We start from the raw sequence: 23,878 nt of genomic DNA, 5'->3' as shown, positions 1-23,878 counted from the left end.
AGTAGGTCGGTGCCAGATCTTAAAGAGAAGCCCTTCAGCAGTAATGTTGAAGGGCTTTCTTGTTTTACGGGCAATGGGCACAGCGCAAAGTGCATCGCGCGGTTTCCCGGCATTAAGGTTAGGTCACTAAGCTGTGTGCCCCGCAGATTACACCGATCTCCGCTGAAAGCATTCTATCATCCGTTTTACATCTTCCATTTTACATCTTCTATTTTCTGTCCCGGGTTAAATAGCCCTGATGGTAGCGGCATCCCTTTTGGCTTAGAAAAATTGTTTAAAAATGATGTTTCCAAAAGGATAAAGCGCACAGCAGGACGGGACCCGGCCCAAGCGCACGGGACACTGCGCTCCAGGACCAAGAGGTATTTAAACCATTTAGGAATTGAGAAAAGTTAAGGTTGTACTCCCTCAGAAAACGCTGATCTCCGCAAAGAACATCCCATCATCCATTTTACATCTTCCCTTATATCCTGGGTTAAATAGCCCTGATGGGAGCGGCATCCCTTTTGGCTAAGAAAAATTATTTAAAAAATAAGATTTCCAAAAGGATAGAGCGTACAGCAGGACGGAACCCGGCCCAAACGCACGGGACACTGCGCTCCAGGACCAAGAGGTATTTAAACCATTAAGAAGTTGAGAAAAGTTAAGGTTGTACTCCCGCAGAAAACGCTGATCTCCGCAGAGACCATTCCATCATCCGTTCTACATCTTCCATCGAATGCCCCAGCTTAAATAGCCCTGATGGAAGCGGCATCCCTTTTGGCTAAGCAAAATTGTTTAAAAAATGATGTTTCCAAAAGGATAAAGCGGACAGCAGGACGGAACCTATCCCAAACGCACGGGACACTGCGCTCCAAGACCAAGAGGTATTTAACCCATTATTAAGTAGTTGAGAAAAGTTAAGGTCGTGCTCCCGCAGAAAACGCTGATCTCCGCAGAGACCATTCCATCATCCGTTTACATCTTCCATCTTTCCCATCAAAAAGAGAGCGGGACGCACAGTAAACTGCGCTCAAAAATGAAAGCGATTTATTGCAAATATGGTATTACCTCGCTTAGGCCTTCGCTTCTTCCTTAACCGCCAATTGCCCACAGGCAGCATCGATATCTTTACCTCGGCTACGGCGGATGTTGGTATTAATCCCCTGGCTTTTTAAATAATTAGAAAAAGCATCAATCTTATCGCCTTCAGCGTTGGTGAAATCAGCAAAAGATATTGGATTATATTCAATCAGGTTTACTTTACAGGGGATATGTTTACAGAATTTAGCCAAATCCATCGCATCAGAAATTTCATCGTTAAAATGATTAAAAACGATGTACTCGTAGGTTACCGGATTTTTGGTTTTGGCAAAATAATATTTTAAGGCCTCGGCAAGTGATTTTAATGAGTTGGCCTCATTTATGGGCATAATCTCATTACGCTTTTTATCATCAGCGGCATGTAGCGACAAGGCAAGGTTGAATTTTGCGCCATCATCTCCTAATTTTTTGATCATCTTGGCAATGCCGGCAGTAGAAACTGTAATCCGTTTGTAACTCATGTTTAGTCCGTCGGGTGCTGTAATGCGTTCGATAGACTTTAGTACATTGGCATAATTTAACAGCGGTTCTCCCATGCCCATGTACACAATATTGGTAAGGGGATTGTTATAATTCTGCCTGGCTTGTTTATCAATCAATACTACCTGGTCATAAATCTCGTCGGCATTTAAATTACGCTTACGTTCCATATAACCGGTTGCACAAAATTTACAGGTTAGGCTGCAGCCTACCTGCGAACTTACACAAGCAGTCATGCGATCTTCCAGCGGAATTAAAACACCCTCTACGATATTGCCATCTGCTAACTTAAACGTATTTTTGATGGTATGGTCGTTACTGAACTGTGAGTTGTTAACCTGAACGGCATTAATGGCAAAAGTTTCGTCCAATGCTTTACGAAGGTCTTTGGACAGATTACTCATCTGTTCAAAACTCGTTGCCGATTTTTCCCAAAGCCACTGGTAAATTTGCTTTGCCCTAAAAGCAGGCTGTTGCATTGCAGTAAGATGTTGTTGCAATTGTGGCAGATCTAACGCACGGATATCGGTTTTTTTTGCTGTTACCATTTGTTGCAAAGGTACTTAAAAAAGGTAGAAGGTTAAAAGGCGGAAGGTATAAGGTAGATCAATCAAGTTAAATTTTACAAATTTTTAGCTATCTTCCTCTACCTCTTGTGTTTGACTTACCTGAAGGTTTACCTTTTGTGGGTTTCGAATTCCTGTTACCGCTATTACTTTTGCCAGCAGGTTTTGTACCTGAATGACCAGCTGCTTTCTTAGCCGATGATTTTTGGTTAGATGGTTTAGGTCTGAATACCTTTTTGGGCGGTTCTTCTTTAAGTTCCGGAATTTCCTCCCACACGTTTGCCTTTTTCCGGACGGTGCTTTTTGTTTTAGCCCTGGCTTCTGACGACGAATTTTCTACACTTTTGGTAATGGCCTTCATTTCTTCATCAGTAAGCTCCCTAAACTCTCCTGTTGGAATACCTTTAAGGCTGATATTCATGATGCGTGTGCGCTCCAGTTTGGTTACTTCGTAGCCAAAATGCTCGCACATCCTTCTAATCTGCCGGTTTAAACCTTGAATTAAAATGATATTGAAAACAAAGGTACTGAGCTGTCTTACTTTGCATTTACGGGTATTTACGCCTAGGATGGGGACACCGTTACTCATTTCAAAGATAAAATCTTCGGTAATGGGTTTATTAACAGTGACTACGTATTCCTTCTCGTGCTTGTTCCCTGCACGCAGGATTTTATTAACGATATCACCATTGTTGGTGAGGAAGATCAGGCCAGATGAATCTTTGTCTAACCGGCCGATGGGAAATATTCTTTCACTGTAATTAATATAATCTACAATATTATCACGTACGGTGCCTTCGGTGGTACTGGTAATGCCAACAGGCTTATTGAAAGCAAGCAGGATAAAATTACTTTCTTCTTTGGGTTCGATATGATGGCCGTTAACCATCACTTTATCTCCTGCAAAAACCTGATCGCCTATCTTGGCTCTTTTTCCGTTGATGAAAACCGTTCCCTTTTCAATATATCGGTCTGCTTCACGGCGTGAACATAATCCACTTTCACTAATGAATTTATTTAAACGGGTGGCAGGATTATTGTTCATACTGCAATTTTACGGAAATAAATCGTGTTATCCATTCTCAACTGCGGCAACAAATGCTTTAACAGTAGATTTAAGTCCGGTTAATGTTTACTGATCTATAATTTCTGCATCAGGATTAATCTTTGCTTTTGCAAAGGGAATAAGCTTTGAAGAGATATTGGCCTCAAGTACCGTTAAAATATCTATTACGGATTGATAGGCTTTTTCACCCTGTGTAGAAGCTACGAGTGCAAAAACAGGTTTCCCTGAAAATGATGCTGAGCTTACCGTCCAATCGAGCAGGTTTTTAAGCGATCCTGGTAAACCCATGGCGTATTCAGGTGTAGAAATGATGATGCCGTCTGCTTCCTGGATGGTTTTACGAAGGTCATTAACAATCTTTGGTGGATCTGCTAAATCTAGATCTGGGTTGAAATGTGGAACATCTGCAATAGTTGGGAAGATACAGACCTCAAATTTTTTTCCTAGAAGCTGGCTAATGGCCGAAATATAAAGCCCATTGGTGGATGAAGTTTTGGTGCTTCCTGAAATGGCCAATATTTTTTTCATGACTAAATATAACAAAGTGGAAATAGAATAGCAATATGGCCTTGTAATTCGGCAGTCATTTCAACATGGCCATCGAAACGTGTCAGGTTTCGACAGCCTATTCCGAAATAATCAAAACTCAAAAGCTTTGATCATCCGCACTTGGGCCATAACTGCCTGGGATAGGAATATCCAGTAATCTTAAATAAACGCCCAGCTGTGCCCTGTGATGAGTAGTTTGGCTAAGGGAGTGGCGGATGGTTTCATATTTAGAATAATCAGCCAAAACTTGTTTGCCCGTCCTTAATATCCAAGGTCCATTCAAATCCTCTTCTGTTGCTTTTTTCAATTCTGTTTTCCCTTCGTTATAATTTTCTTCCAGAATTTTTACCAGATCACCAACATTTTCTATAGGTTTTTCTACATATGGTGCTGTTTCGAAATCCAGTCCATCGGTAGTTAAGGCTAAAGAAACCCAGCTCGGCAGATCAGCAATATGAACCGCTAATGATTTCAATTTCATGCTGTTTTCGTGTGGAGCCCAGTCAAATTTTTCTGCCGGAACAATCGCGAGGAATTTTTTTGTGATATTAAATTCGGCTTCTAATTCTTTCAATAATAAATTAATAATTTCCATGTTTTTGTGTTGTGTTTTTTCTGCTGCGTGTAATTCCATAAGTAGTAAATCAGCGATGCTCATGATTTTGATGTTTGTTTAAACAAAGAAAACGCCGGTCACTGACAACTATATGGCAGTCTGGAAAAAATGTTTTAATAATTTACGGGATTAGGCGCGCGTGCTCAATTAGTGACCTGTGATGTGTTTTTTGAAAGGGATGCCTAAATTCCTAAGACGGATGATCCCGGTATTCATGCTCTGGTATCTGATAACCGTTACGTACGCTCATATCGAACCTTTCTTCAATTTTTTCTACCGTAATGTATTTTCTGGATAAAGCAGGGTTAACATTCAGAAAGATGGTCGATACGCTTCATGGTTTGTTTTTTGGAGGCGATTAATTTAAAGTTCTTCAATCAATTTTTCTTGTGGTACGTTATTTGTAAATATAAATCCATATCAAATATTTAGGTTAAACCGTTATCATAATGGATAATCTAAACAATCAAAATCAATGGCGGCTGTTATTCAGAAAAGATTCTTCCGGGCAATCAAAAGTAAAGTGATCATAGGTTTTTTGTTCGCCTGTTTTGCGCTGCTTTTGGCATGGGGTATCAGTAAATTTGCCTTTACGCGGATGCTGGATACCGTTGAAGAAATTTCTGCACCAAACGACCGGTTGAGGATTGTTAACGACCTATCGCATAGGATAGCCAGGTTAGATCAGTTGCAGCGTGATGAGGCCTTTAACAAACAGGGCACCTATAGTTTTCTTAAAGAATCTCGGAGGTTAAGATCGGGTTTAGATACCCTGCGTAAATTATACCGAGGTGATTCTGCACAGTTGGCAAGGATAAAATCGATTAAAATTTTATTGTCAGAACGGGATAAACAATTTGTGAACTACCTTAAGGTGAGGGAAACACTGGTGAATACCAAATCTTTTTCGGAGGAGGTCAGGAAATTGAATGAACTGGTGGCTACACGTAGCAGGCAAGCTGACAGTGCGGTATTAACCACCGAAACGACCACATCAACGACTACGGTTGCACCTGAAGAAGAACAAAAATCGAGGGGTTTCCTGAGCAAACTTTTTGGCAAGAAAAAATCTGATGTTTATAAAATTATTAATGAGGAATTTAAAGTTAAGCGTGATACTTTAAATGCAAAGGCTGAAGATAGTATCATGAAAAGCATGACGGGTTCGTTAAAAAATATCGAACTGGAACAACGTCAGAAAAGCCAGAAATTTTTAAAGCGGGAAGCCGATTTGTCAAGTGCAAGCAATGCTTTAACCGCGAAGATACTACAGATTTTAAGAGAAGTTGAAGGGCAGGCTGTAGCTCAGGTCGATTTAAATGGTATCCAGGCTAAAGAAGTGGTTAATGATGGGATTACCCAGATTACCACCATTATCATTATCTTTTTTCTGTTAACGGTTATTCTGCTGTATTTAATTATGGCCGACATTACAAAAAGTAACAGATATAGAAAAGAATTGGAACTGGCTAAAGACGAGGCTGAATACCATGGTAAAGCGAAGCAACGGTTCCTGTCAAATATGAGCCATGAGATCAGAACGCCTTTACAGTCTATTTTAGGTTATGCCGAACTGATTACCCAGCAGGATACACCTAATAAGAAGGATGTTGATGCCATTTATCAATCTTCCATCCACCTACTTCAGATTGTTAACGAGGTTTTGGATTATAACAGGATTACGTCGGGTGAGTTTAGCTTCAACAACCAGGTATTTAATATCAAAAAAGCTTTGGACGAAGTGGTTTCGGTAATGCGGCCATTGGCAGAACAGAAGTTGCTCCGGTTAGATACGGCATTTGATCTTGCCGGTCTGGAGTTTGTAAAGGGAGATGTTTTCAGGCTAAAGCAAATTTTATTTAACCTATTGGGTAATGCAGTAAAATTTACTTTGAAAGGTGAAATTGAGCTGGCTGTATCTTACAAAAAGCAGGGAAATGATCTGCATTTCCATTTTACAGTAAAGGATACAGGAATCGGTTTTGAGGAAAAAGATATTCCGAAGATATTTAATGAATTTGAGCAGATCGAATCTCCTGAAAAATATTTGATTAATCCTGCAGGTACCGGTTTGGGCCTGCCTATTGTTAAATCTTTGATTGAAGCGCAGGGAGGAAGAATTTATGTGAAAAGTAAACCGGGCATGGGTACCATATTTAATATTTACATCAAATATGAAAATACCACAGAGCGTGTAAATGATGCCTTAGACTTAACGCATTATGCCATAGTAAATCCGGGAAGGGTTTGGGTAATCGACGATGATAAACTGATTCTCGATTTATGCGGGATGATTTTTCAGAGAAATAAAGTGCCTTACAGGAGTTTTACACACGTGGCAGACATTCTTCATACCGAGCCTGATGCGGATTTGAAGTATGTTTTGATAGATATGCGCATGCCTGAAATGACGGGTTTTGAACTCTGTCACTTATTGAAAAAGAAACTGCCGCAAAATGTTAAATTTTATGCCATTACCGCACAGGTTTTACCTGAAGAGCGCGAAATGGTTTTGAGTGAGGGTTTTGACGGATTAATTATGAAACCGTTTAGGGCTGTTGATATCTTGTCCATCTTTGATAGAACAGAGATATTGGCCAATCAACCTGAATTTGACTTTTCCTCAATCGAGAAAATGACTTTTGGTGATCAGGAATTGTTGGAAAAAATCCTTACCCGCTTCAGGCAAGATTCGATTGATGATTCAACCGAACTAAAAAAATACCTGGATGAAAACGATCAGGACAGGAGCAGGTTATTGGTTCACCGGCTTGCGGGACGCGTGGCCCAGATGGGCTCGAAGACATTGGCCAATGCTTTTAGAACCCTGGAAATGGAAATAGTGGAAAATGGCTTAACCGAAAATATTAAATCTGAGCTGTTACTACAGCTCAGCGCATTGGATAGTTTGATTGCCTTTATAGAAAAAATCGACTATGTTACTGTAGAATAGTTATTCTATACCGTAGCGTTCCATTTTAGCATACAACGTTTTGCGGTCGATATTTAAGATTTTTGCAGCTTTCGATTTGTTATATCTTACTTTGATCAGTGTTTCGGTAATCAATGCTTTTTCATTTTGTTCGTTAACAGCTTTCAGATCGGATGAATTGCCCGGAGCTGATTGCTGATGGACAGAAACCATCATTTCATCGGGTAATGCATTAATCTGTGCAACATCGCCCTGGCTCAATAAAACCATTCGTTTGATCACATTACTAAGCTCGCGGAGATTTCCCGGCCAGTCATAACTCAACAATAATGCTTTCGCTTCAGGAGAGATACTTTTCACATTACGACCTAAATTGCGGTTGGATAAAGTGATAAAGTGGTTGATAAATAATTCTAAATCCCCGCCCCTTTCGCGTAAAGGCGGAAGCTGGATTTTAAATTCATTTAAACGATGGTACAGATCTTCTCTGAATTCTCCCTGTTGCATGCTATTGGCCAGGTCATCATTGGTAGCCGTGATGATACGCACATTAACGGGAATCTGTTTGGTACTGCCCAAAGGCTGTATCACCCTTTCCTGTAAAGCCCTGAGCAACTTAATCTGCACCTCATAGCTTAGGTTGCCCACTTCATCTAAAAATAAAGTTCCTCCATCGGCAGCCTCAAACTGGCCTTTTTTATCATTTAGCGCCCCTGTAAATGCCCCTTTAACATGTCCGAATAATTCACTGGCGGCTAAATCTTTGGATAATGCACCACAATCGATAGCAACAAACGGTTGGTTGGCACGTTTACTCTGCTGATGCAGGGTTCTGGCTGCAAATTCTTTCCCTGTGCCGCTTTCGCCCTGTATGATTACCGACATGTCTGTAGGCGCGACCAAATTAATATGCTCATAGAGTTTATCGGCAATGGCACTTTTGCCCTTAATAAAATCGCTGTTTACCTCTTTTGGTTCAACACTTTTTAAGTCCTTTTTGCTTAGAGAACTTTTGATCACCATTAAAAGCTCATCTGGATTAACCGGCTTGGTGATGTAATCAAATGCACCCAATTGAATTGATTTGACTGCAGTACGAACATCGTTAAAGCTGGTCATGATGATGACCGGAATGGAAAGCCCCAAATCACGAAGATGGGTAAGCACTTCAAATCCGGTTCCATCCGGTAGGCGGTAATCGATTAAAAGTAAATCGAATGCATTGGTTTCAACTTGCTTAAATGATTGCTTTACTTGTGTTACGAGGGTAATCTCGTGACCATTTTTTGTTAAAAAACCATCAAGTATTTGGGCAAATGTGGTATCGTCTTCTAAAATCAGGATTCTCGCCATGTAACAAAAATAAGAAAAGCCAGACATAATCTGGCTTTCTTATCATAGGTAGATGTAATTATTTGGGTTTTATTGTACGGGCTTGCCATCTTTATCAATCTTAACAGAACCAGTTTCGGCTTCTTTTTTAACATTGATTAAATAGTATTCTTTCGTGCCTTCTTTTACCGACCACGCTTCGGTAGCGGTCCATCCTTTGTAAGCATCAGATTTTAATGCGGTGGTTACCGGCTCAGGAAGTTCTTCCAGTTTTACCGGAGTTTTCACTGCGCTATCCTGAACTGCAACAATTGCAGCGTTTTTGATGGTATTTACTTCACTTGCCTGTACTGCTGTGAATCCTGCGAATGCTAAAGTAGCGGCTAAAATGATCTTTTTCATAATATGATGTTTTAAATATGTTTTGTAACTATCGTTACGTTAAATACTTGTTAATTACAGAGCGCTAACTGTTTTTATTTATTGAACAGGTTTACCGTCTTTATCGATTTTAACGGATCCGGTTTCTGCTTCTTTTTTTACGTTAATTAAATAGTACTCTTTGGTACCTTCTTTAACTGACCATGCTTCGGTAGCGGTCCATCCTTTATAAGCATCAGATTTCAAAGCAGTGGTTACCGGCTCAGGCAGTTCTTCCAGTTTAACCGGAGTTTTCACTGCACTATCCTGAACTGCAACAATTGCAGCGTTTTTAATGGTATTTACTTCATTTGCCTGTACTGCTGTGAATCCTGCAAATGCTAAGGTGGCGGCTAAAATGATCTTTTTCATGATATGATGTTTAAATATGGTTTGTAACTATCGTTACGTTAAATACTTGTTAATTCCGGAGCGCTAACTTATATTATCTATTGAACGGGTTTACCGTCTTTGTCAATTTTAACAGAACCGGTTTCGGCTTCTTTTTTAACATTAATTAAATAATACTCTTTTGTACCTTCTTTTACCGACCAGGCTTCAGTAGCGGTCCATCCTTTGTAAGCATCAGATTTTAATGCGGTGGTTACCGGCTCAGGAAGCTCTTCCAGTTTAACCGGAGTTTTTACTGCGCTATCTTGAACTGTAACAATTGCAGTAGTTTTAAAATCTTTTACTTCACTTGCTTTTACTGTTGAGAATCCTGCTAATGCTAATACTGTAGCTGCTAAAACGAACTTTTTCATAGTATATATTTTTAAATTTAATTTGTGTAACAATACTTGCTTATGTTTCATAATGATGCCAAATGGATTAATTTAGTTAAGTGATTGGTTTTTAGATAATTATTTTTATGCCAAACTTTTAAGGCTGTGGAGTTTGTCTACACTTTGAGGTGAAGCACTACAAGTTTAGTGCTTGTTGCTGACGGCATGCTGGTTTAAACATGCACTACTAACCAAATGGTATTTATAAATAAATATTCAGGATAACCAGAAGCTATTCGCTACCTATAGTAGAAAAAATAATTTTCAATTTTTAAAAATGAAGATTTTTTTCTATCATTGCAGCCCGATTAAAGCCTCCTTAGCTCAGCTGGTAGAGCAACTGACTTGTAATCAGTAGGTCATTGGTTCGATTCCGATAGGAGGCTCTTTTTTCTTATTCTCATCCTTAGGGAAGCAATTTCAAAACTTAGTCATTACCAAAATAACGCAAACCAGGGAAATATTTTATTTGCTCCGATTATTCCATTAATTTGCCGTATGTTAAAATACTTTTCAGCTGATTGGGTCTTTCCTGTTTCTTCCCCGCCAATTAAAAACGGATTAGTAGCCGTAAATCCTGATGGCGAAATAAAAGAGGTTTTAGCCGAAGAAGATTGGGTGAACCTTGATTTGGATTTCATTAAATATAAAGGCGCAATTGTTCCGGGCTTTGTTAATACGCATTGTCATTTGGAGTTATCGCACATGTTGGATCAAATTCCTGAGCAAACAGGTTTGGTAGAATTTGTACAGCATGTTATTAAAAGGAGGCAAAGCGAACCTGACCAGATTGATCTGGCGATGCAAAAAGCCGATAAACAAATGTTCGATAATGGAATTGTTGCTGTTGGAGATATTTCCAACCAGATTTCCTCTAAAAAGGTAAAAGAAAGCAGTAAGGTTTATTATCATACTTTTATAGAAGCCCTAGGTTTTAACCCGGAACGTGCAGGTGCTATAATTGATCATTTGAGGGAAATTAAGCGTGATTTTGAACCTCTCCCCACAACCATAGTTCCGCACGCGCCTTACACCGTTTCGCCTGAACTATTTGAATTGATTAGACAAGAAGCCGAAAAATCAAATACATTTATTAGTGTACATAACCAGGAAACTGTTGATGAAAATGCTTTTTTTGAAAGTAAAACCGGTGGTTTTTTAAAGCTTTATAAGTTTTTAGGAATGGATCTTTCTTTTTTTGATCCAAAAAATAAAACCTCGTTAAAAACCTGGCTGCCTTATATCAAAAAACAAAAAACTTTACTCGTACATAATACGGTTACGAATAGAGCAGATATTGAATTTGCTAAACAAAGCAATCCCAATTTATATTGGTGTCTTTGTCCTCAGGCTAACTTATACATCGAAAATGCTTTACCCGATGTTGACCTGTTAATGGATGAAAATTTAAAAATCACGTTGGGAACAGATAGTTTAGCGAGTAACCATCAACTGAATATATTATCAGAAATGCTCACTTTACAGCAACGTAAGCAGGTTCCTTTTGAAAAACTGTTGAGCTGGGCAACCATAAACGGAGCAGAATTTTTGGAGCTTGATCAGCAAATGGGTACACTAGATGTTGGTAAAAAGCCAGGAGTAAATTTAATTCAGCTTTCTGCCAATTTTAAAATTGAAAGCGATAAGGTACAGCGGCTGATTTAAAGAAAATACTCATTCTTTAATCACCTTAAAAATCGCTTGTTTTGAAGAGTCATTTTATTTGGTCATAATTTTTAATGTCACTTAGACCTTATACATTAAAAATTAGTGTTTTTAATGTATAAGGGTATGATTTCAATTTATTTAATGCGATTTTGCTTATTCGCATTAAAAATGCGATTTTTTAATGTTAAAAAATTATATTTGAACATGGCAATTGTGATAAATCCGGATCGTACGAAACCATGGAACACCCTTCCTGAGCTCCCAATTGATCCAAATATCTATCTTGATATTGATATTCTGTTGCAACTTGGAGAAAGCAAAGCCGCCCTGGCACGTTTGCAGGGTAGAAGTATTGCGATTCCAAATCAAGGACTGCTTATTAATTCGATAAGTTTGCAAGAGGCCAAAGCATCAAGCGCAATTGAAAATATTTTCACTACTGATGATGAGCTTTATAAGGCATATAGTGAAGAAAATGTTGGACAGGTAAGTAGTCCTGCTAAAGAAATTCTGTACTATAGAGAAGCATTGTGGAAGGGCCATCAATATCTTCAAGAACATAAGGCTATAGATATAGGATATTTTGTGAAGATGTATCGTATTGTTAGCCAATTCAATGATGGTATTCGGCCTCCGGTGGCTCAGATTGTAATTAAAGAAGGTGGAAGCGGGCCTAATGCTGGAAAAGTATTTTATACTCCGCCAAGAGGCGCAGGAATAATTGAAGCCAAAATGGATAATTTAATCAAATTTCTTAATGATGAGGTTAGTTATCCATTGGATCCATTGCTTAAGATGGCCATAGCACATTATCAGTTCGAAGCTATACATCCATTTAGGGATGGTAATGGTAGAACTGGAAGGATTTTTAATATAAATTATTTAACAAAAAAAGGACTACTCGACTATCCTATACTTTTTCTGAGTAAATATATTATGCAAAATAAAGAAGAGTATTATGCAGGTCTTGCTGGTATTACTCAGCGTGGAAGTTGGAAAAACTGGTTACTTTATATGCTTAAAGCAATTGAATTAACGGCAAATATAACGTATGATAAGATCAACGATATTATTACTGCTAAGGAAGCAATTACAGAGTCGGTTTTGGTGAATACAGGTATTCAGCGACCGGATTCATTAATAAATTCAATATTTACTCAGCCTTTTACCAGGGTTCAGCATTTAGTTAATGCAGGCATTTACGCAGAAAATACCGCAAGAAAATATTTGGATCAGCTAACGGAGATGGGAATTCTTGAAAAAAGAAGTGTAGGTAAAGGACATTATTTCCTTAATTTAGAATTATATAGAATTCTTTCAGAATAAAGTGATTTCAATAATTTGCCCTATCATTTTGTAAAGTAAATTTGCCTCATGAATACAATCTGTAAACTTTTCAATATTAAATATCCCATTGTCCAGGCCGGCATGGTTTGGTGCAGTGGCTGGAGACTGGCTTCAGCAGTTTCTAATGCAGGAGGCCTGGGCATCATTGGAGCAGGTTCGATGTATCCTGAAGTTTTAAGATCACATATTCAAAAATGCAAATTAGCCACTCATCAGCCTTTTGGCGTTAATATTCCATTGCTTTACCCTAATATTCAGCAAATTATAGATGTTGTAATTGAAGAGCAGGTGAAAATTGTATTTTCTTCTGCTGGTAATCCAGCAACATGGACCAGTTTTTTAAAAGAAAGGGGTGTTACTGTTGTTCATGTGATTGCGAATACAAAATTTGCGATAAAAGCACAGGAAGCTGGTGTTGATGCCATTGTTGCCGAAGGTTTTGAAGCCGGAGGGCATAACGGGAGAGAAGAAACCACTACCATGTGTTTAATCCCGATGATTAAAGAGGTGGTTGATATTCCTGTAATCGCTGCCGGTGGCATTGGAAGTGGAAAGGCCATGTTGGCAGCGTTCGCGTTGGGTGCTGATGCCGTTCAGATCGGTTCGGCTTTTGCAGTAGCCGAAGAATCGTCTGCCCACGAAGCGTTTAAATATAAAATTATTGCTGCCAATGAAGGCGATACTAAGCTAGCGATGAAAAAACTGGTTCCGGTAAGGTTATTGAAGAATGAATTTGCAGATACTATTGTCCATGCTGAAGCTACAGGTGCAAGCCCGAAAGAACTGGCTGAACTTTTGGGGCACGCCAGGGCAAAACTGGGGATGTTTGAAGGTGATATAGAAAATGGAGAACTCGAAATCGGGCAGGTTTCGGCAATGCTGAAAAGTATCAAACCTGCGCGAGTTATCCTTGAGGAGATATGGCAGGAATTTAAAAATAAATTAGCGCAGTTTGCACAATTACAAAACGAATTGGATAGTTAGATCGACGTGTATATAAGAGACGCGGAATTTACTTTCGTATTTTCGATAACCCCAGTTCTCCATTTCAATCTATCAGATAATTCTTTTCACGCTTGGAATCATCAGCACAATGGAGCCCAATAAGAAACTTCCCATCACTACAAATGGAGCAAGTACTAAAAATTTGATTGCCGGATCTGCCAACCAGTATTTAAAAATAAGCGAAACGCCTGTAATGACCAATGGATGGAAAATATAAGTGGCAAAAGTACATCTAGATAGTTTATTCAGAAATGGCGATGATCTATTCCACGAATTTCTGCCCACGCTTAATAATGCAGTGAGAATTGAAATTCCTATGCATTGTTCCCAAACGGCATATAATAGAGATTGCCAGTGAAAACCACCCGAATACCATTCAATTGGGATATTAAGCTTAGCCTTGATCAGAAAGAACAAAGGAAAGAATATTAGACCTAACCAGGCAACCCGCCTGAGGCTTTTACCAAGTTTTAATGATAAGCCATCAAACCATTGATTCTTATAAGCCACTAAACCTATAATAAACATAACGATATATTGTGGAAAGTGACCTAACTGAAAACCAAACGGTTTAAGCACCCAACCCACCGGAAATGCGATCCTCACCAAAAAGGTGAGCACCCCCAGGAAAACAGCAAATAGCAAAATGATGCCAGTACCAGGTACTGAAATAGGATTTTTAAATTTGATGGTAATCAATGATTTTGCTACAACGTATAATAGCGTGAATAATAGCAGTGCTGCAACAAACCACAGTACGCCAAAATTAATCCAGGTGCGGTAACCTGAAAGATATTGTAGATAGCTAACGTGGCGGCCTTCCGCAAAATAATAAACGAGATAGCTTATTAATGGTGATAAAACGAAGGAGTAAAATAGCAGTGGGATACCAAGCCTGATGAGGCGATCTCCTAAAAATTGCCAGCTGCCTTTTCTATCATAAGATGGTGCAGTAAAGTATCCTGCCAAGAGGAAAAAAAAGCCCATAAAAAACGATTGGTTTAAGCTTACAAAAATTGTTGATGGTATAATGGCGGCCATTTGGGTTGTTTTTTCGGTATAGTACCATCCACCTGGAGCGCAATACACAATAATAGTATGATGTAGTACAACTAACATTGTTAGAAGGATCTTAAGATTATCAATATAAAATAGTTTATTGGCTTTGTTTGGAGTAATTTGTTGAAGTGATATTTTGGATGACATGGCAGATACGTTTTTAATTGTTAGGCTTGATTAAACCGATACTGCCGCAAACATAAAATGGAAATCCGGTTGTTTATTGCCAATGTTACCAGCAACAAATCTTTGTGATCAATAACTAGGTGATGAACTTTGGGTGAGGAGGAGTTCTTGATAAAGCGCATTGAATGCAACAAGCTGTGCCCTTGAAACGGGTACCTGATCAACTGTGTGATCAAATGAAAGTATATAGCCCTGCGAGTTTCCGGTTACGTTTTTTATGGCATGCATATTTACCAAAAATGCCCTATGGCAACGGAAAAAATTACGATCTGAAAGTAGCTGTGATTCAAATTGTGTTAGCGATATTCTTTTTAGCTCCAGATTTAGCTGGTTATTGTTACAGGTTGCTATCTCAATGTAATTTCCGTCTGCTTTGGCAAAAAGTAAATCGTTTAAAGTTAAAGTGAAATCGTCTTGCTTAACTTGGGTTTTGATATGAATTAATTTGTTTCCGGTATTATTTTCTGATTGAAGATTGATTGGAGTAAACTGGAAAATTAAGGAAGTATCTTTTTTTGATTCAAAATAGAACATCGCCATCCTCATCAAAAAATACAAAAGCATACCAGCTACAAAACAGTTTCTCACTTCTTCCCATAGATAGTGCCATGACCAATTATTTTGATTGAAATAAATGAAATCGCGGATCAGGAAGCTAACTATACCTGTGAAAAGAAGTGAAATGCCAACATGCGCGTATTCTGACGACAAAGACCAGCTTTTGTTTTCAGAATGTTTTGCCCGTAAATAATTTAATGCGGTAAAATAAAAATATAGGATTACTGCAGGTAACAAGGCATGGAGACAGCATATGAAAAAATAATTAACTTTCTGTTGCGATGTATTAACTTCAAAAGGCTTCAGGAGGATTAGAAATCCGAGAATAACACCAAAAATGATGGAAACGGTTTTAAAAAGATTTTTCTTGCGGTAACGATCTGGGTAATCAATTTCTTTAAATAAGTGTTTTCTGTTGAAATAAATCTTCATTGTTAAAGTCCGTTTTCAGACTCAACAAATTTATAGAATTTTATGTAAGTTAGATTTGAGGATGGATAAAGCTTAAATTGATGGAAGGTTTTTATCTCCTAAATGTAAATCTCTATTTTAGGGGAAATTAATGATTGGTGTTTTCATGAGTCATTTGAACGACTTTCCAAAATAATAACTTTCCACTTTCCAAATTAACGGTACTGGACTTTTTCAAGCAGAGAAACAGTATGCGAAAGGTTTTGGATGATTTTATCTTTAAGTTCGATCGTTTTGTTCTTCTCACTGAGCAGGCTTTTTAATCTTTTGATTTCTTCTGCTGATGCCTGTGTTTCCTTTTTACTGAACTCGGAAAATGCCTTGCCTTTTTCGTAATAACTAAAAAAATTGTAGCCGAGTACTTCACTCACATTGGCAAGTAGAGAAACATCTAAGGTAGGACTGTTAATAATTTCCTGCGCCTTGATTTTGCTAATGCCCAACTTTTTTGCAAATATGGAAATGGGAATCTCTTTGGTTTTCATTTCCTTCCAGATCATCAATCCGATATGTACACTCATTATTGTCTCCGTTTTTAAAACCCAAATTACCTAAATGTTAAGCTATTCCCGAAAAATTAGTGCTAATGATAACCAGTCTAATTATAGTTTTGTTTAATGGATCATAACCGTTTTTTGTTGTGGTTTTAATTGTTTAATACTTTTATCATAGTTCAGCCTGAAGATTATCGTTAATCAGTTATATACCTTCGGTAACAGGTGCTGAAGAATTGTGATAATTCATTTACCTTTACAGCGATATTCAACTTTACGACATTAAATGAAACACCTCAATATAAAAGTAACAGGTAAAGTGCAGGGCGTTGGTTTTAGAGAAACCACTAAAATGATTGCCAACCAGATGATGGTAAATGGTTTTGTAAGGAACGAAAAAGACGGATCGGTTTATATCGAAGCGGAAGGCGAAGATATTTTTCTGGAAGAATTTGTGAACTGGTGCCATGAAGGTCCTGACCGATCGCGTGTTGAAAATGTAGAGGTAAGCAATGGCGAAGTAAAAAACTATCGTAATTTTGAAGTCTTTAAAAAGTAACAGGTATTTTGTATCAAGTAGCAATATCGCTATCTGTGAATAATCTTGATACCTGATACCTCTATCTCGATACTAAATGTCTGTATATAAAAAATTTCTTGGACAAACCATGGTTTACGGTATCAGTACCGTTTTTTCCAGGCTGTTCAATTTCATTCTCACACCTATCTATACCGGTGTTTATCAAAAAGGTGTTTATGGCATTTTCACTAATATGTACGCCAATGCATCGTTGATTAATGCAGTTTTGGCCTTTGGTATGGAAAGTACCTATTTTAGGTATTTAAATAAGTTTGAAGATAAAAAGCAACAGGTATATAACAATTCATTTCTTTGCATTGCGTTTATTTCGACACTTTTCTTAGTTACAGGCTTAATTTTTTCCTCTTCGATTGCAGGTTACCTGGCAACAAAAGCATCTGAAATTGCTGATTATAAACAGTATGTAAGTTTCTTTTTATGGATACTTTTTATTGATGCTATTTGCGTAATCCCCTTTGCGAAATTGCGCGCAGATGGTCGGCCATTTAAATACAGTGTTGCCAAATTTTTAAATATTGGCTGCTTTGTTGGTTTTAACCTCGTATTTATTTACCTCATTCCTGCCATCATAAAACACAACTGGGTAGGTGCAGAATGGTTCACTTCATGGTACAGGAACCAATGGATCGGTTATGTTTTCGTAGCTAACCTTATCGCCTCTGTTGCTACCCTGATTTATTTGCTGCCGGAATTTATGAAATTACAATTACGTTTCGATAGTCAGCTTTTTAGAAATATGTTTTCTTACAGCTGGCCAATCTTAGTAGCAAATCTTTCATTTATCGTAAACGAGAATTTAGATAAGATAGTGCTTAAAAAGCTATTGCCGCCTGAAATAGCAGATGGAGAGGTTGGTATTTATGGTGCAGTATGTAAAATAGCAATATTCTTAAGTATTTTTATCACAGCTTTCAGACTGGGTGCCGAACCATTTTTCTTTAGCCATGCAAAAGAGAAAAACGCAAGAAATACCTATGCTACGATTTTGAAATATTTTGTAATTGCCCTATCTATTCTTTTTGTTGCCATAATGGCCAACATCGAACTACTTAAATTTTTCATTCGTAAACAAGAATATTGGGTAGGTTTACCGGCGGTACCGTGTTTGTTATTGGGATACGTTTGCCTGGGTATTTATATGAATCTTTCTATCTGGTACCGACTATCTGATCAAACCCGTTTCGGGCTATATATTTCTGTCGCCGGAGCAATCATTACAATCGTGCTTAATATTGTTCTCATTCCACGGTTTAGTTATATGGGGTCTGCATGGGTAAGTATGCTGGCTTATTTTGTAATGATGGTTTTATCTTATGTTCTCGGACAGAAGTATTATCCCATCCCTTATAACCTCAAAAAGATTTCAGCATATTTAATTATTTCAACAATAATTGTATTCTCTTCATTTTTTATCTTTAACCGGAACATTTATATCGGCAATGCCATGTTGATCGCTTTTGTTGCTGGTATTGCCTATTTTGAAAAGAATGATTTAATGAAAATACTAAAAAGGTAAACGAGGAAAAGGTTTAGGCTTTAAGGCTTCTGGTTTTGTCTAAAATCTGGCATCTCCAATCTCATATCTCAGAAAAAATGGAAATAAAAATCATCAATACATCCGGGCATCCGCTTCCACAATATGAAACTGCGCATGCGGCAGGAATGGATTTAAGAGCGGCAATAACCGAAGACATTATTTTAAAACCTTTACAACGGTTGCTGGTACCAACAGGCCTGTTTATCGAGCTGCCGGTTGGTTACGAAGCACAGATCAGACCGAGAAGTGGCCTGGCTTACAAATATGGCATCAGTATTGTAAATTCACCCGGTACAATAGATGCCGATTATCGTGGCGAAATAAAAGTTTTATTGGTAAATTTATCAGATACTGATTTTAAGATCGTTAATGGCGACAGGATTGCACAAATGGTAGTGGCCAAACACGAAACGGTGAGCTGGCAGCCGGTTACAGCATTGGGCGAAACGGCTCGCGGCGAAGGTGGTTACGGGCATACGGGGAGATAGTTGGGAGTTCTCAGTTGGGAGCTGTCAGTCAGAAGTTCTGAGGGGGAGTTAGGGGTTAATTTTTGGATAATATGAAGTATAAAGTGCATTTTCTTATCGGGATTGCTTTTTTTAGCTTTCAGGCTTTTGGGCAAGGGACGGCTGTACCAGGTGCCAGTCGCGACAGCAATATGGTAAAGCAATTGTTCTTTGCAGGTCTTCGGGAGAAAATGTCTGAAAATTATGTTCAGGCCGCTACCAATTTCAATAAAATCGTCGGGTTAGATCCTAATAACCATGCTGCTTATTTCGAACTGGCCAACGCAGACCTGCGTTTAGATAAGCTTTTGGAAGCTGAACAGCATATTAAACAGGCCATTAAAATAAATGACGGAAATTTATGGTACTGGCGTTTGTTGGGAGAGGTGTATAAACGCAGCAATAATATGCCCGAACTGATCGGGGTATTTAACCAACTCATCCGTCTCGATCCTGAAAACGATGCCTATTATTTTGATAAGGCCAATGCACAGTTTTTGGCCAATCAGCTGGATTCCGCCAAAAAGACCTATGAAGAAATTGAGGGTAAATTTGGTAATTCAAGAGATCTGGCAAATGCCAGAAAGCGCCTGCAATCTAACGGCAATGCCACAGAAAGTGATATTGTGAAGTTGTTGGAAGGTAACCAGGCGGATGTAAAGAACTATTTATACGCTGCAGGTTTGCTTTTACAAAAAGGGAACGACCCGGAAGCCTTAAAGGTATTAACCAGAGCACAGCAACTTGAACCGAATAATTTTGAAGTAAACCTGGCTTTGGCCGATATCTACCGTAAGCAAAAAAATGATGAAGCAGCCTTTTCATCCTTAAAACTGGCTTTTCAAAGCAATGAAATGCCGCTTGCAGAAAAGGTAAAGATCATTGCCGCACTTTTCCCTAAACTAAACCAGCCTATTGTGGCTAAAAATGCAGCTGAACTGAGTAAGCTGGTTGCAGAGAAAAACCCTACGGAAGCCAAAGCATTGGCCCTTTACGGCGATGTACTCTATCAGCAGAATAACTTGAAGGAGGCATTGCTACAATATCAGGCTGCGTTGAAACTTAACGAACAGATTTACATCGTATGGGAACAGGTGATTAATATCCAAACGTTGCTTGGACATTACGATGAAGCCCTAAAAGTTGGCGAAGAGGCTTTAAGCATTTATCCTAACCAGGCCAGTTTATATTATTATATGGCTTATGCAGCTTTTAAAACCGGTAAATATGAAGCTGCCCAAAGCAATTTAAAAACCTCGTCACAATTGGATGTAGAGAACAAAAGCCTCCAGGCGCAGATTTATGCACTTCAGGGCGATGTTTACCTCAACCAGAATAATTTTGCACAGGCTAAAACGGCTTTTGAAAAAGCGATTGCAACAGAGCCAGATAATTATCTGATCATGAATAATTATGCCTATTATCTGGCATTGAGAAATGATGAGTTGACAAAGGCGGCTAAATATGCTGAAACAGCTGCACATGCCATGCCGAATAATTCTTCTGTTGCAGATACTTATGCCTTCATTCTGTTTAAACAGCAAAAATACGATCTGGCGAAGATATGGATTGAAAAGGCTTTACAAAACAATAGCAGTAAAAACGGTGTTTACCTGGAGCGATATGGAGATATACTTTTTATGAAAGGGGAAAAAGATGCTGCATTAATCCAATGGCAAAAAGCAAAAGAGGCCGGAAACGGATCAGAAGTATTAATTAAGAAGATCAATGAAAAAAAATATTTTAAATAGTGTATTCCTATTAGGAGCGGTAATCTTTGTTTCAGCATGTAAACCTAAAAAAGAAATTGTAGTGGCTCCTCCTACCAAAACGGAAACCAAAACAGATAATACCAAAGCAGAAGCCTTAACCCTGTTGAATAGCAAACAGCTTAAATTTAATACGCTATCACTTAAAGCAAAAGCAACTTTGGATATTGCCGGTAATGCGAATGATGTAACCATGAATTTCAAAATGAAAGATAAGGAGACCATTTGGGTAAGCATTACGGCATTGGGTGGAATGGCAGAGGTGGCAAGAGCGTTAATTACGCCTGATAGCATCAAGATTATGAACCGGATGAAAAACGAGTACCTCAAAAAACCGTTCAGTTATGTTTACAATTTTACCAACAAACAGGTTAATTTTAACACCCTTCAGGCCATCTTAACAGGTAATGCCGTGGGCGAGTTTTTAGTTCCGGAATCGGATGTTAAACAGGAGAACGGGGTTTGGGTTGTTTCCGGAAGTAAATCGGAGTTAGATTACAGGTTGCTCTTTAATACACTTTTCAAAGTATCTGAAACCAATTTAAATGATGCTAAAAATGGGCAGGCATTGAAAGTTACGTATTCAGATTATCAAAAATTAAACGAATTTTTATTTCCTGGTGCGCTGAAGATCAAAACGCTATCTAAAGCGAAAACCATCAATATCGATCTTCAATATGTAAAAATTGACGGCAATGTTCCGGTCGATTTTCCGTTTAATGTACCAAAGAGGTTTACAGTTGTAAAATAATAGTAATTACAGTTAATTTTAATAGTTTGCCAAAAAACCTGCTGCTTGCATCAGGCAATTTGGCAATCTTTATATTGGATGAAGAATATGTGAAGAGGGTTCTGTAATAATTGATTATGACGTTAGTATCTCAATTTTAATGTTTTTTACTGTAAAAATTTTATACTTTTGGCTTAATGAAGCTACAAAAATTCCTATTTATCCTTTTTTTAAGCGTGTTAACACTTTCAGCGTTTGCACAAACTGAAAACCAGCTCAGAAGGAAAAAAGAAGCTATACAACGTGAAATAGAACAGCTCCAAAAGAATTTAAATAAAACTGCGAGTGGTAAAAAGCTTACCATACAGCAGATTAATGCCATAAATGCCCAGATTAGGTTGCGCCAGGATAAAATTGGTACCATTAACTCCGAAATAAAAAATCTGGATAACCAAATCTCTCAGAACACAAATACCGTACATACGTTGCAGGGTCAGCTAGGCGATCTTAAAAAGGAGTATGCGGGCATGATCCGATTTGCGCAGCGAAATAGAAATTCCTATGATAAGATGATGTTCATTTTTGCATCAAAGGATTTTAACCAGGCTTATAAACGGATCAAATACTTGCAGCAATTCAGTCAATACCGTAAAAAACAGGCTGGTTATATTGAGAGTACGCAACAAGACCTGAACGGAAAGATTAAAGTACTTGACAAAACGCTCAGAGAAAAAAGCGATCTACTGAAAGAGCAGGAGAAGGAACGTGAGCGTTTGGGAAAAGATAAAAATGAGCAATCTGTAGTTCTTAATAAATTAAGTAAGCAGGAACGACAGTTTAAACAAGATATTAACACCCGTATCAAACAACAGGCGCAGATTGATAAAGCGATCCGTTTAGCCATTCAACGCGCCATTGAAGAAGCAAGAAGAAAAGCAGCCGAAGAAGCGCGCATAGCAGCAGCTAAAGCTGCGGCAGAAGCTAAGGCAGCAGCGGCTAAGGCAAAGGCGGAAAACAAGCCTGTTCCTGCAGCGCCGCCGGCAGTTAAAGAAAAGAATACCAATGAACTGCTAACCAATAATGCCGGATCGGCAAAACTTGCTGCAGGGTTTGAAAATAACAGAGGCCGTTTGCCTTACCCGGTATCTGGTACGATTACCGAACATTTCGGTATACACAAGGTAGACCAGGCAAGTATGAATAACGAAGGGGTAAATATCACTGCAGCAGAAGGCGCTGCAGTAAAAGCGGTATTTGATGGGGAAGTTTTGGGGGTAAGCCTTATTTATGGTAAATATGTGGTGATATTGATGCATGGTAATTATTTTACCATTTACCAGAACCTTAAATCGGCAAGCGTAAGTAAAGGCGATAAGGTAAGTACCCACCAGACTATTGGGATTTTGGCCAATACCGGAGATGTTGCAGAACTCCATTTTGAAATTATGCGTGGGCAAACGAAATTGAATCCGGAAGCCTGGATCAGTAAATAAAAGAATAGTTTTTAAAATGTCTATATTTGTATAAATTATATTAGTGATGTATCAAGGCACGTTATTAGAGTTTTTAAACATGGGTGGATCGGAGATCGTGCTCATTTTGGTAGTAGTTCTGTTGTTGTTCGGGGGTAAAAAGTTACCTGAACTGGCAAGAGGACTGGGGAAGGGGATCAGGGAGTTTAAAGACGCCTCTGACGGTGTGAAGCGTGAAATCCATAGAAATATCAATGCCATGGACCTGGATAAAGAGGAAGCAGAAGAAACAGTACAAAATCATACTCAGCGCCATCATCCTACAGAAGCATCACCTGTTGATGATACGGTAAGCCCTGGCGCAGCGGATACTGAAGCCACTAAACCAGCTGAGGAGAAAATTACAACAGACAAAGAAAAAGTTTAAACAATAAGTTATGTTAAATACAACAATAGCAGCAATGCTTGGAACGCCAGAAATTATCATTATTGCGGTAGTGGTATTGTTATTATTTGGTGGTAAAAAAATTCCTGAACTGATGAGGGGTTTAGGTAAAGGTGTTAAAGAATTTAAAGATGGTAAAGATGGTGTTGATGGAGATCAGGTAGATCCGTCTAACCGTGATAAAACTGTTTAATTGCAATA

General features: G+C 38.4%; 23 protein-coding genes and 1 tRNA gene. 13 read left to right on the top strand and 11 right to left on the bottom strand.

Translation table 11 applies throughout. The features are described from left to right. Positions 1-1,055: 1,055 nt before the first annotated feature. From rlmN to ACIQXP_RS19225, 4 genes are all read right to left on the bottom strand, one after another. Positions 1,056-2,111, bottom strand: coding sequence for a dual-specificity RNA methyltransferase RlmN (gene rlmN / locus ACIQXP_RS19240; protein ID WP_145858863.1), 1,056 nt, complete (start codon positions 2,109-2,111; stop codon positions 1,056-1,058). Positions 2,112-2,199: 88 nt separating this feature from the next. Beyond that, the gene (gene rluF / locus ACIQXP_RS19235; protein ID WP_387506715.1) at positions 2,200-3,174 is read right to left on the bottom strand and encodes a 23S rRNA pseudouridine(2604) synthase RluF; all 975 of its coding nucleotides are present in this window, start codon (positions 3,172-3,174) and stop codon (positions 2,200-2,202) included. 87 nt (positions 3,175-3,261) lie between these two features. Next, positions 3,262-3,723: an NADPH-dependent FMN reductase gene (locus ACIQXP_RS19230; protein WP_387506717.1), complete on the bottom strand. Its 462-nt coding sequence runs from the start codon at positions 3,721-3,723 to the stop codon at positions 3,262-3,264. 118 nt (positions 3,724-3,841) lie between these two features. After that, the gene (locus ACIQXP_RS19225; protein ID WP_387506720.1) at positions 3,842-4,402 is read right to left on the bottom strand and encodes a DinB family protein; all 561 of its coding nucleotides are present in this window, start codon (positions 4,400-4,402) and stop codon (positions 3,842-3,844) included. 433 nt (positions 4,403-4,835) lie between these two features. Here ACIQXP_RS19225 and ACIQXP_RS19220 point away from each other — a divergent pair, with 433 nt between their 5' ends. Continuing rightward, entirely contained in the window at positions 4,836-7,313 is a 2,478-nt protein-coding gene (locus ACIQXP_RS19220; RefSeq protein WP_387506723.1) for an ATP-binding protein, read from the top strand. Here the strand turns inward: ACIQXP_RS19220 and ACIQXP_RS19215 are convergent, their stop codons facing one another. The 4 genes from ACIQXP_RS19215 to ACIQXP_RS19200 form a co-directional block, all read right to left on the bottom strand. After that, positions 7,314-8,645 carry a sigma-54-dependent transcriptional regulator gene (locus ACIQXP_RS19215; protein WP_293743290.1) on the bottom strand — a complete coding sequence of 444 codons (1,332 nt, stop codon included), beginning with the start codon at positions 8,643-8,645 and terminating at the stop codon, positions 7,314-7,316. Positions 8,646-8,714: 69 nt separating this feature from the next. Then, positions 8,715-9,026, bottom strand: coding sequence for a hypothetical protein (locus ACIQXP_RS19210; RefSeq protein WP_090982910.1), 312 nt, complete (start codon positions 9,024-9,026; stop codon positions 8,715-8,717). A 78-nt stretch (positions 9,027-9,104) separates the two neighbouring features. After that, entirely contained in the window at positions 9,105-9,416 is a 312-nt protein-coding gene (locus tag ACIQXP_RS19205) for a hypothetical protein (protein ID WP_293743289.1), read from the bottom strand. A 77-nt stretch (positions 9,417-9,493) separates the two neighbouring features. Continuing rightward, on the bottom strand, positions 9,494-9,808 hold the full coding sequence (locus ACIQXP_RS19200; protein ID WP_293743288.1) for a hypothetical protein: 315 nt from the start codon (positions 9,806-9,808) through the stop codon (positions 9,494-9,496). A 334-nt stretch (positions 9,809-10,142) separates the two neighbouring features. Here ACIQXP_RS19200 and ACIQXP_RS19195 point away from each other — a divergent pair. The 4 genes from ACIQXP_RS19195 to ACIQXP_RS19180 all read left to right on the top strand — a co-directional run bounded on the left by ACIQXP_RS19195 (position 10,143) and on the right by ACIQXP_RS19180 (position 13,828). Continuing rightward, positions 10,143-10,215, top strand: a tRNA-Thr gene (locus ACIQXP_RS19195). A 112-nt stretch (positions 10,216-10,327) separates the two neighbouring features. Further along, positions 10,328-11,494, top strand: a complete 1,167-nt coding sequence (locus ACIQXP_RS19190; RefSeq protein ID WP_387506727.1) for an amidohydrolase family protein — start codon at positions 10,328-10,330, stop codon at positions 11,492-11,494. Between the two features lie 207 nt (positions 11,495-11,701). Beyond that, a complete protein-coding gene (locus tag ACIQXP_RS19185; protein WP_387506730.1) occupies positions 11,702-12,823 on the top strand; it encodes a Fic family protein in 1,122 nt (373 codons plus the stop codon). A gap of 48 nt (positions 12,824-12,871) precedes the next feature. Further along, positions 12,872-13,828 (top strand): NAD(P)H-dependent flavin oxidoreductase, encoded by a 957-nt coding sequence (locus tag ACIQXP_RS19180; RefSeq protein ID WP_387506732.1) that lies wholly within the window; start codon positions 12,872-12,874, stop codon positions 13,826-13,828. A 72-nt stretch (positions 13,829-13,900) separates the two neighbouring features. Here the strand turns inward: ACIQXP_RS19180 and ACIQXP_RS19175 are convergent, their stop codons facing one another. From ACIQXP_RS19175 to ACIQXP_RS19165, 3 genes are all read right to left on the bottom strand, one after another. Beyond that, a complete protein-coding gene (locus ACIQXP_RS19175) occupies positions 13,901-15,055 on the bottom strand; it encodes an acyltransferase family protein (RefSeq protein ID WP_387506734.1) in 1,155 nt (384 codons plus the stop codon). A 108-nt stretch (positions 15,056-15,163) separates the two neighbouring features. Beyond that, a complete protein-coding gene (locus ACIQXP_RS19170) occupies positions 15,164-16,084 on the bottom strand; it encodes a LytR/AlgR family response regulator transcription factor (protein ID WP_387506736.1) in 921 nt (306 codons plus the stop codon). A 194-nt stretch (positions 16,085-16,278) separates the two neighbouring features. Next, positions 16,279-16,644, bottom strand: a complete 366-nt coding sequence (locus ACIQXP_RS19165; protein ID WP_090982920.1) for a hypothetical protein — start codon at positions 16,642-16,644, stop codon at positions 16,279-16,281. Positions 16,645-16,903: 259 nt separating this feature from the next. On the opposite strand from ACIQXP_RS19165, the gene ACIQXP_RS19160 reads away from it, so the two are divergent. The 8 genes from ACIQXP_RS19160 to ACIQXP_RS19125 all read left to right on the top strand — a co-directional run bounded on the left by ACIQXP_RS19160 (position 16,904) and on the right by ACIQXP_RS19125 (position 23,870). Continuing rightward, on the top strand, positions 16,904-17,176 hold the full coding sequence (locus ACIQXP_RS19160; RefSeq protein ID WP_090982922.1) for an acylphosphatase: 273 nt from the start codon (positions 16,904-16,906) through the stop codon (positions 17,174-17,176). A 76-nt stretch (positions 17,177-17,252) separates the two neighbouring features. Beyond that, on the top strand, positions 17,253-18,734 hold the full coding sequence (locus tag ACIQXP_RS19155; RefSeq protein ID WP_387506739.1) for an oligosaccharide flippase family protein: 1,482 nt from the start codon (positions 17,253-17,255) through the stop codon (positions 18,732-18,734). A 77-nt stretch (positions 18,735-18,811) separates the two neighbouring features. Then, positions 18,812-19,243 carry a dUTP diphosphatase gene (dut, locus tag ACIQXP_RS19150; RefSeq protein ID WP_387506742.1) on the top strand — a complete coding sequence of 144 codons (432 nt, stop codon included), beginning with the start codon at positions 18,812-18,814 and terminating at the stop codon, positions 19,241-19,243. Positions 19,244-19,314: 71 nt separating this feature from the next. Beyond that, a complete protein-coding gene (locus ACIQXP_RS19145; protein ID WP_293743280.1) occupies positions 19,315-21,012 on the top strand; it encodes a tetratricopeptide repeat protein in 1,698 nt (565 codons plus the stop codon). Beyond that, positions 20,990-21,781, top strand: a complete 792-nt coding sequence (gene lolB1 / locus ACIQXP_RS19140; RefSeq protein WP_134204664.1) for a lipoprotein insertase outer membrane protein LolB1 — start codon at positions 20,990-20,992, stop codon at positions 21,779-21,781. Before ACIQXP_RS19145 ends, lolB1 begins: the two co-directional genes overlap by 23 nt. A gap of 176 nt (positions 21,782-21,957) precedes the next feature. Next, a complete protein-coding gene (locus ACIQXP_RS19135; RefSeq protein ID WP_387506746.1) occupies positions 21,958-23,253 on the top strand; it encodes a murein hydrolase activator EnvC family protein in 1,296 nt (431 codons plus the stop codon). 46 nt (positions 23,254-23,299) lie between these two features. Further along, on the top strand, positions 23,300-23,659 hold the full coding sequence (locus ACIQXP_RS19130; protein ID WP_387506748.1) for a Sec-independent protein translocase subunit TatA/TatB: 360 nt from the start codon (positions 23,300-23,302) through the stop codon (positions 23,657-23,659). 10 nt (positions 23,660-23,669) lie between these two features. Beyond that, positions 23,670-23,870, top strand: coding sequence for a Sec-independent protein translocase subunit TatA/TatB (locus ACIQXP_RS19125; protein ID WP_029986031.1), 201 nt, complete (start codon positions 23,670-23,672; stop codon positions 23,868-23,870). The last annotated feature ends 8 nt before the right edge of the window (positions 23,871-23,878 follow it).

The sequence above is a fragment of the Pedobacter suwonensis genome (genome assembly GCF_044762335.1).
In the GTDB taxonomy this organism is placed as follows: domain Bacteria; phylum Bacteroidota; class Bacteroidia; order Sphingobacteriales; family Sphingobacteriaceae; genus Pedobacter.
Note: the sequence above shows the minus strand (reverse complement) of the source record. Positions and strands in the feature narration are given on the sequence as shown.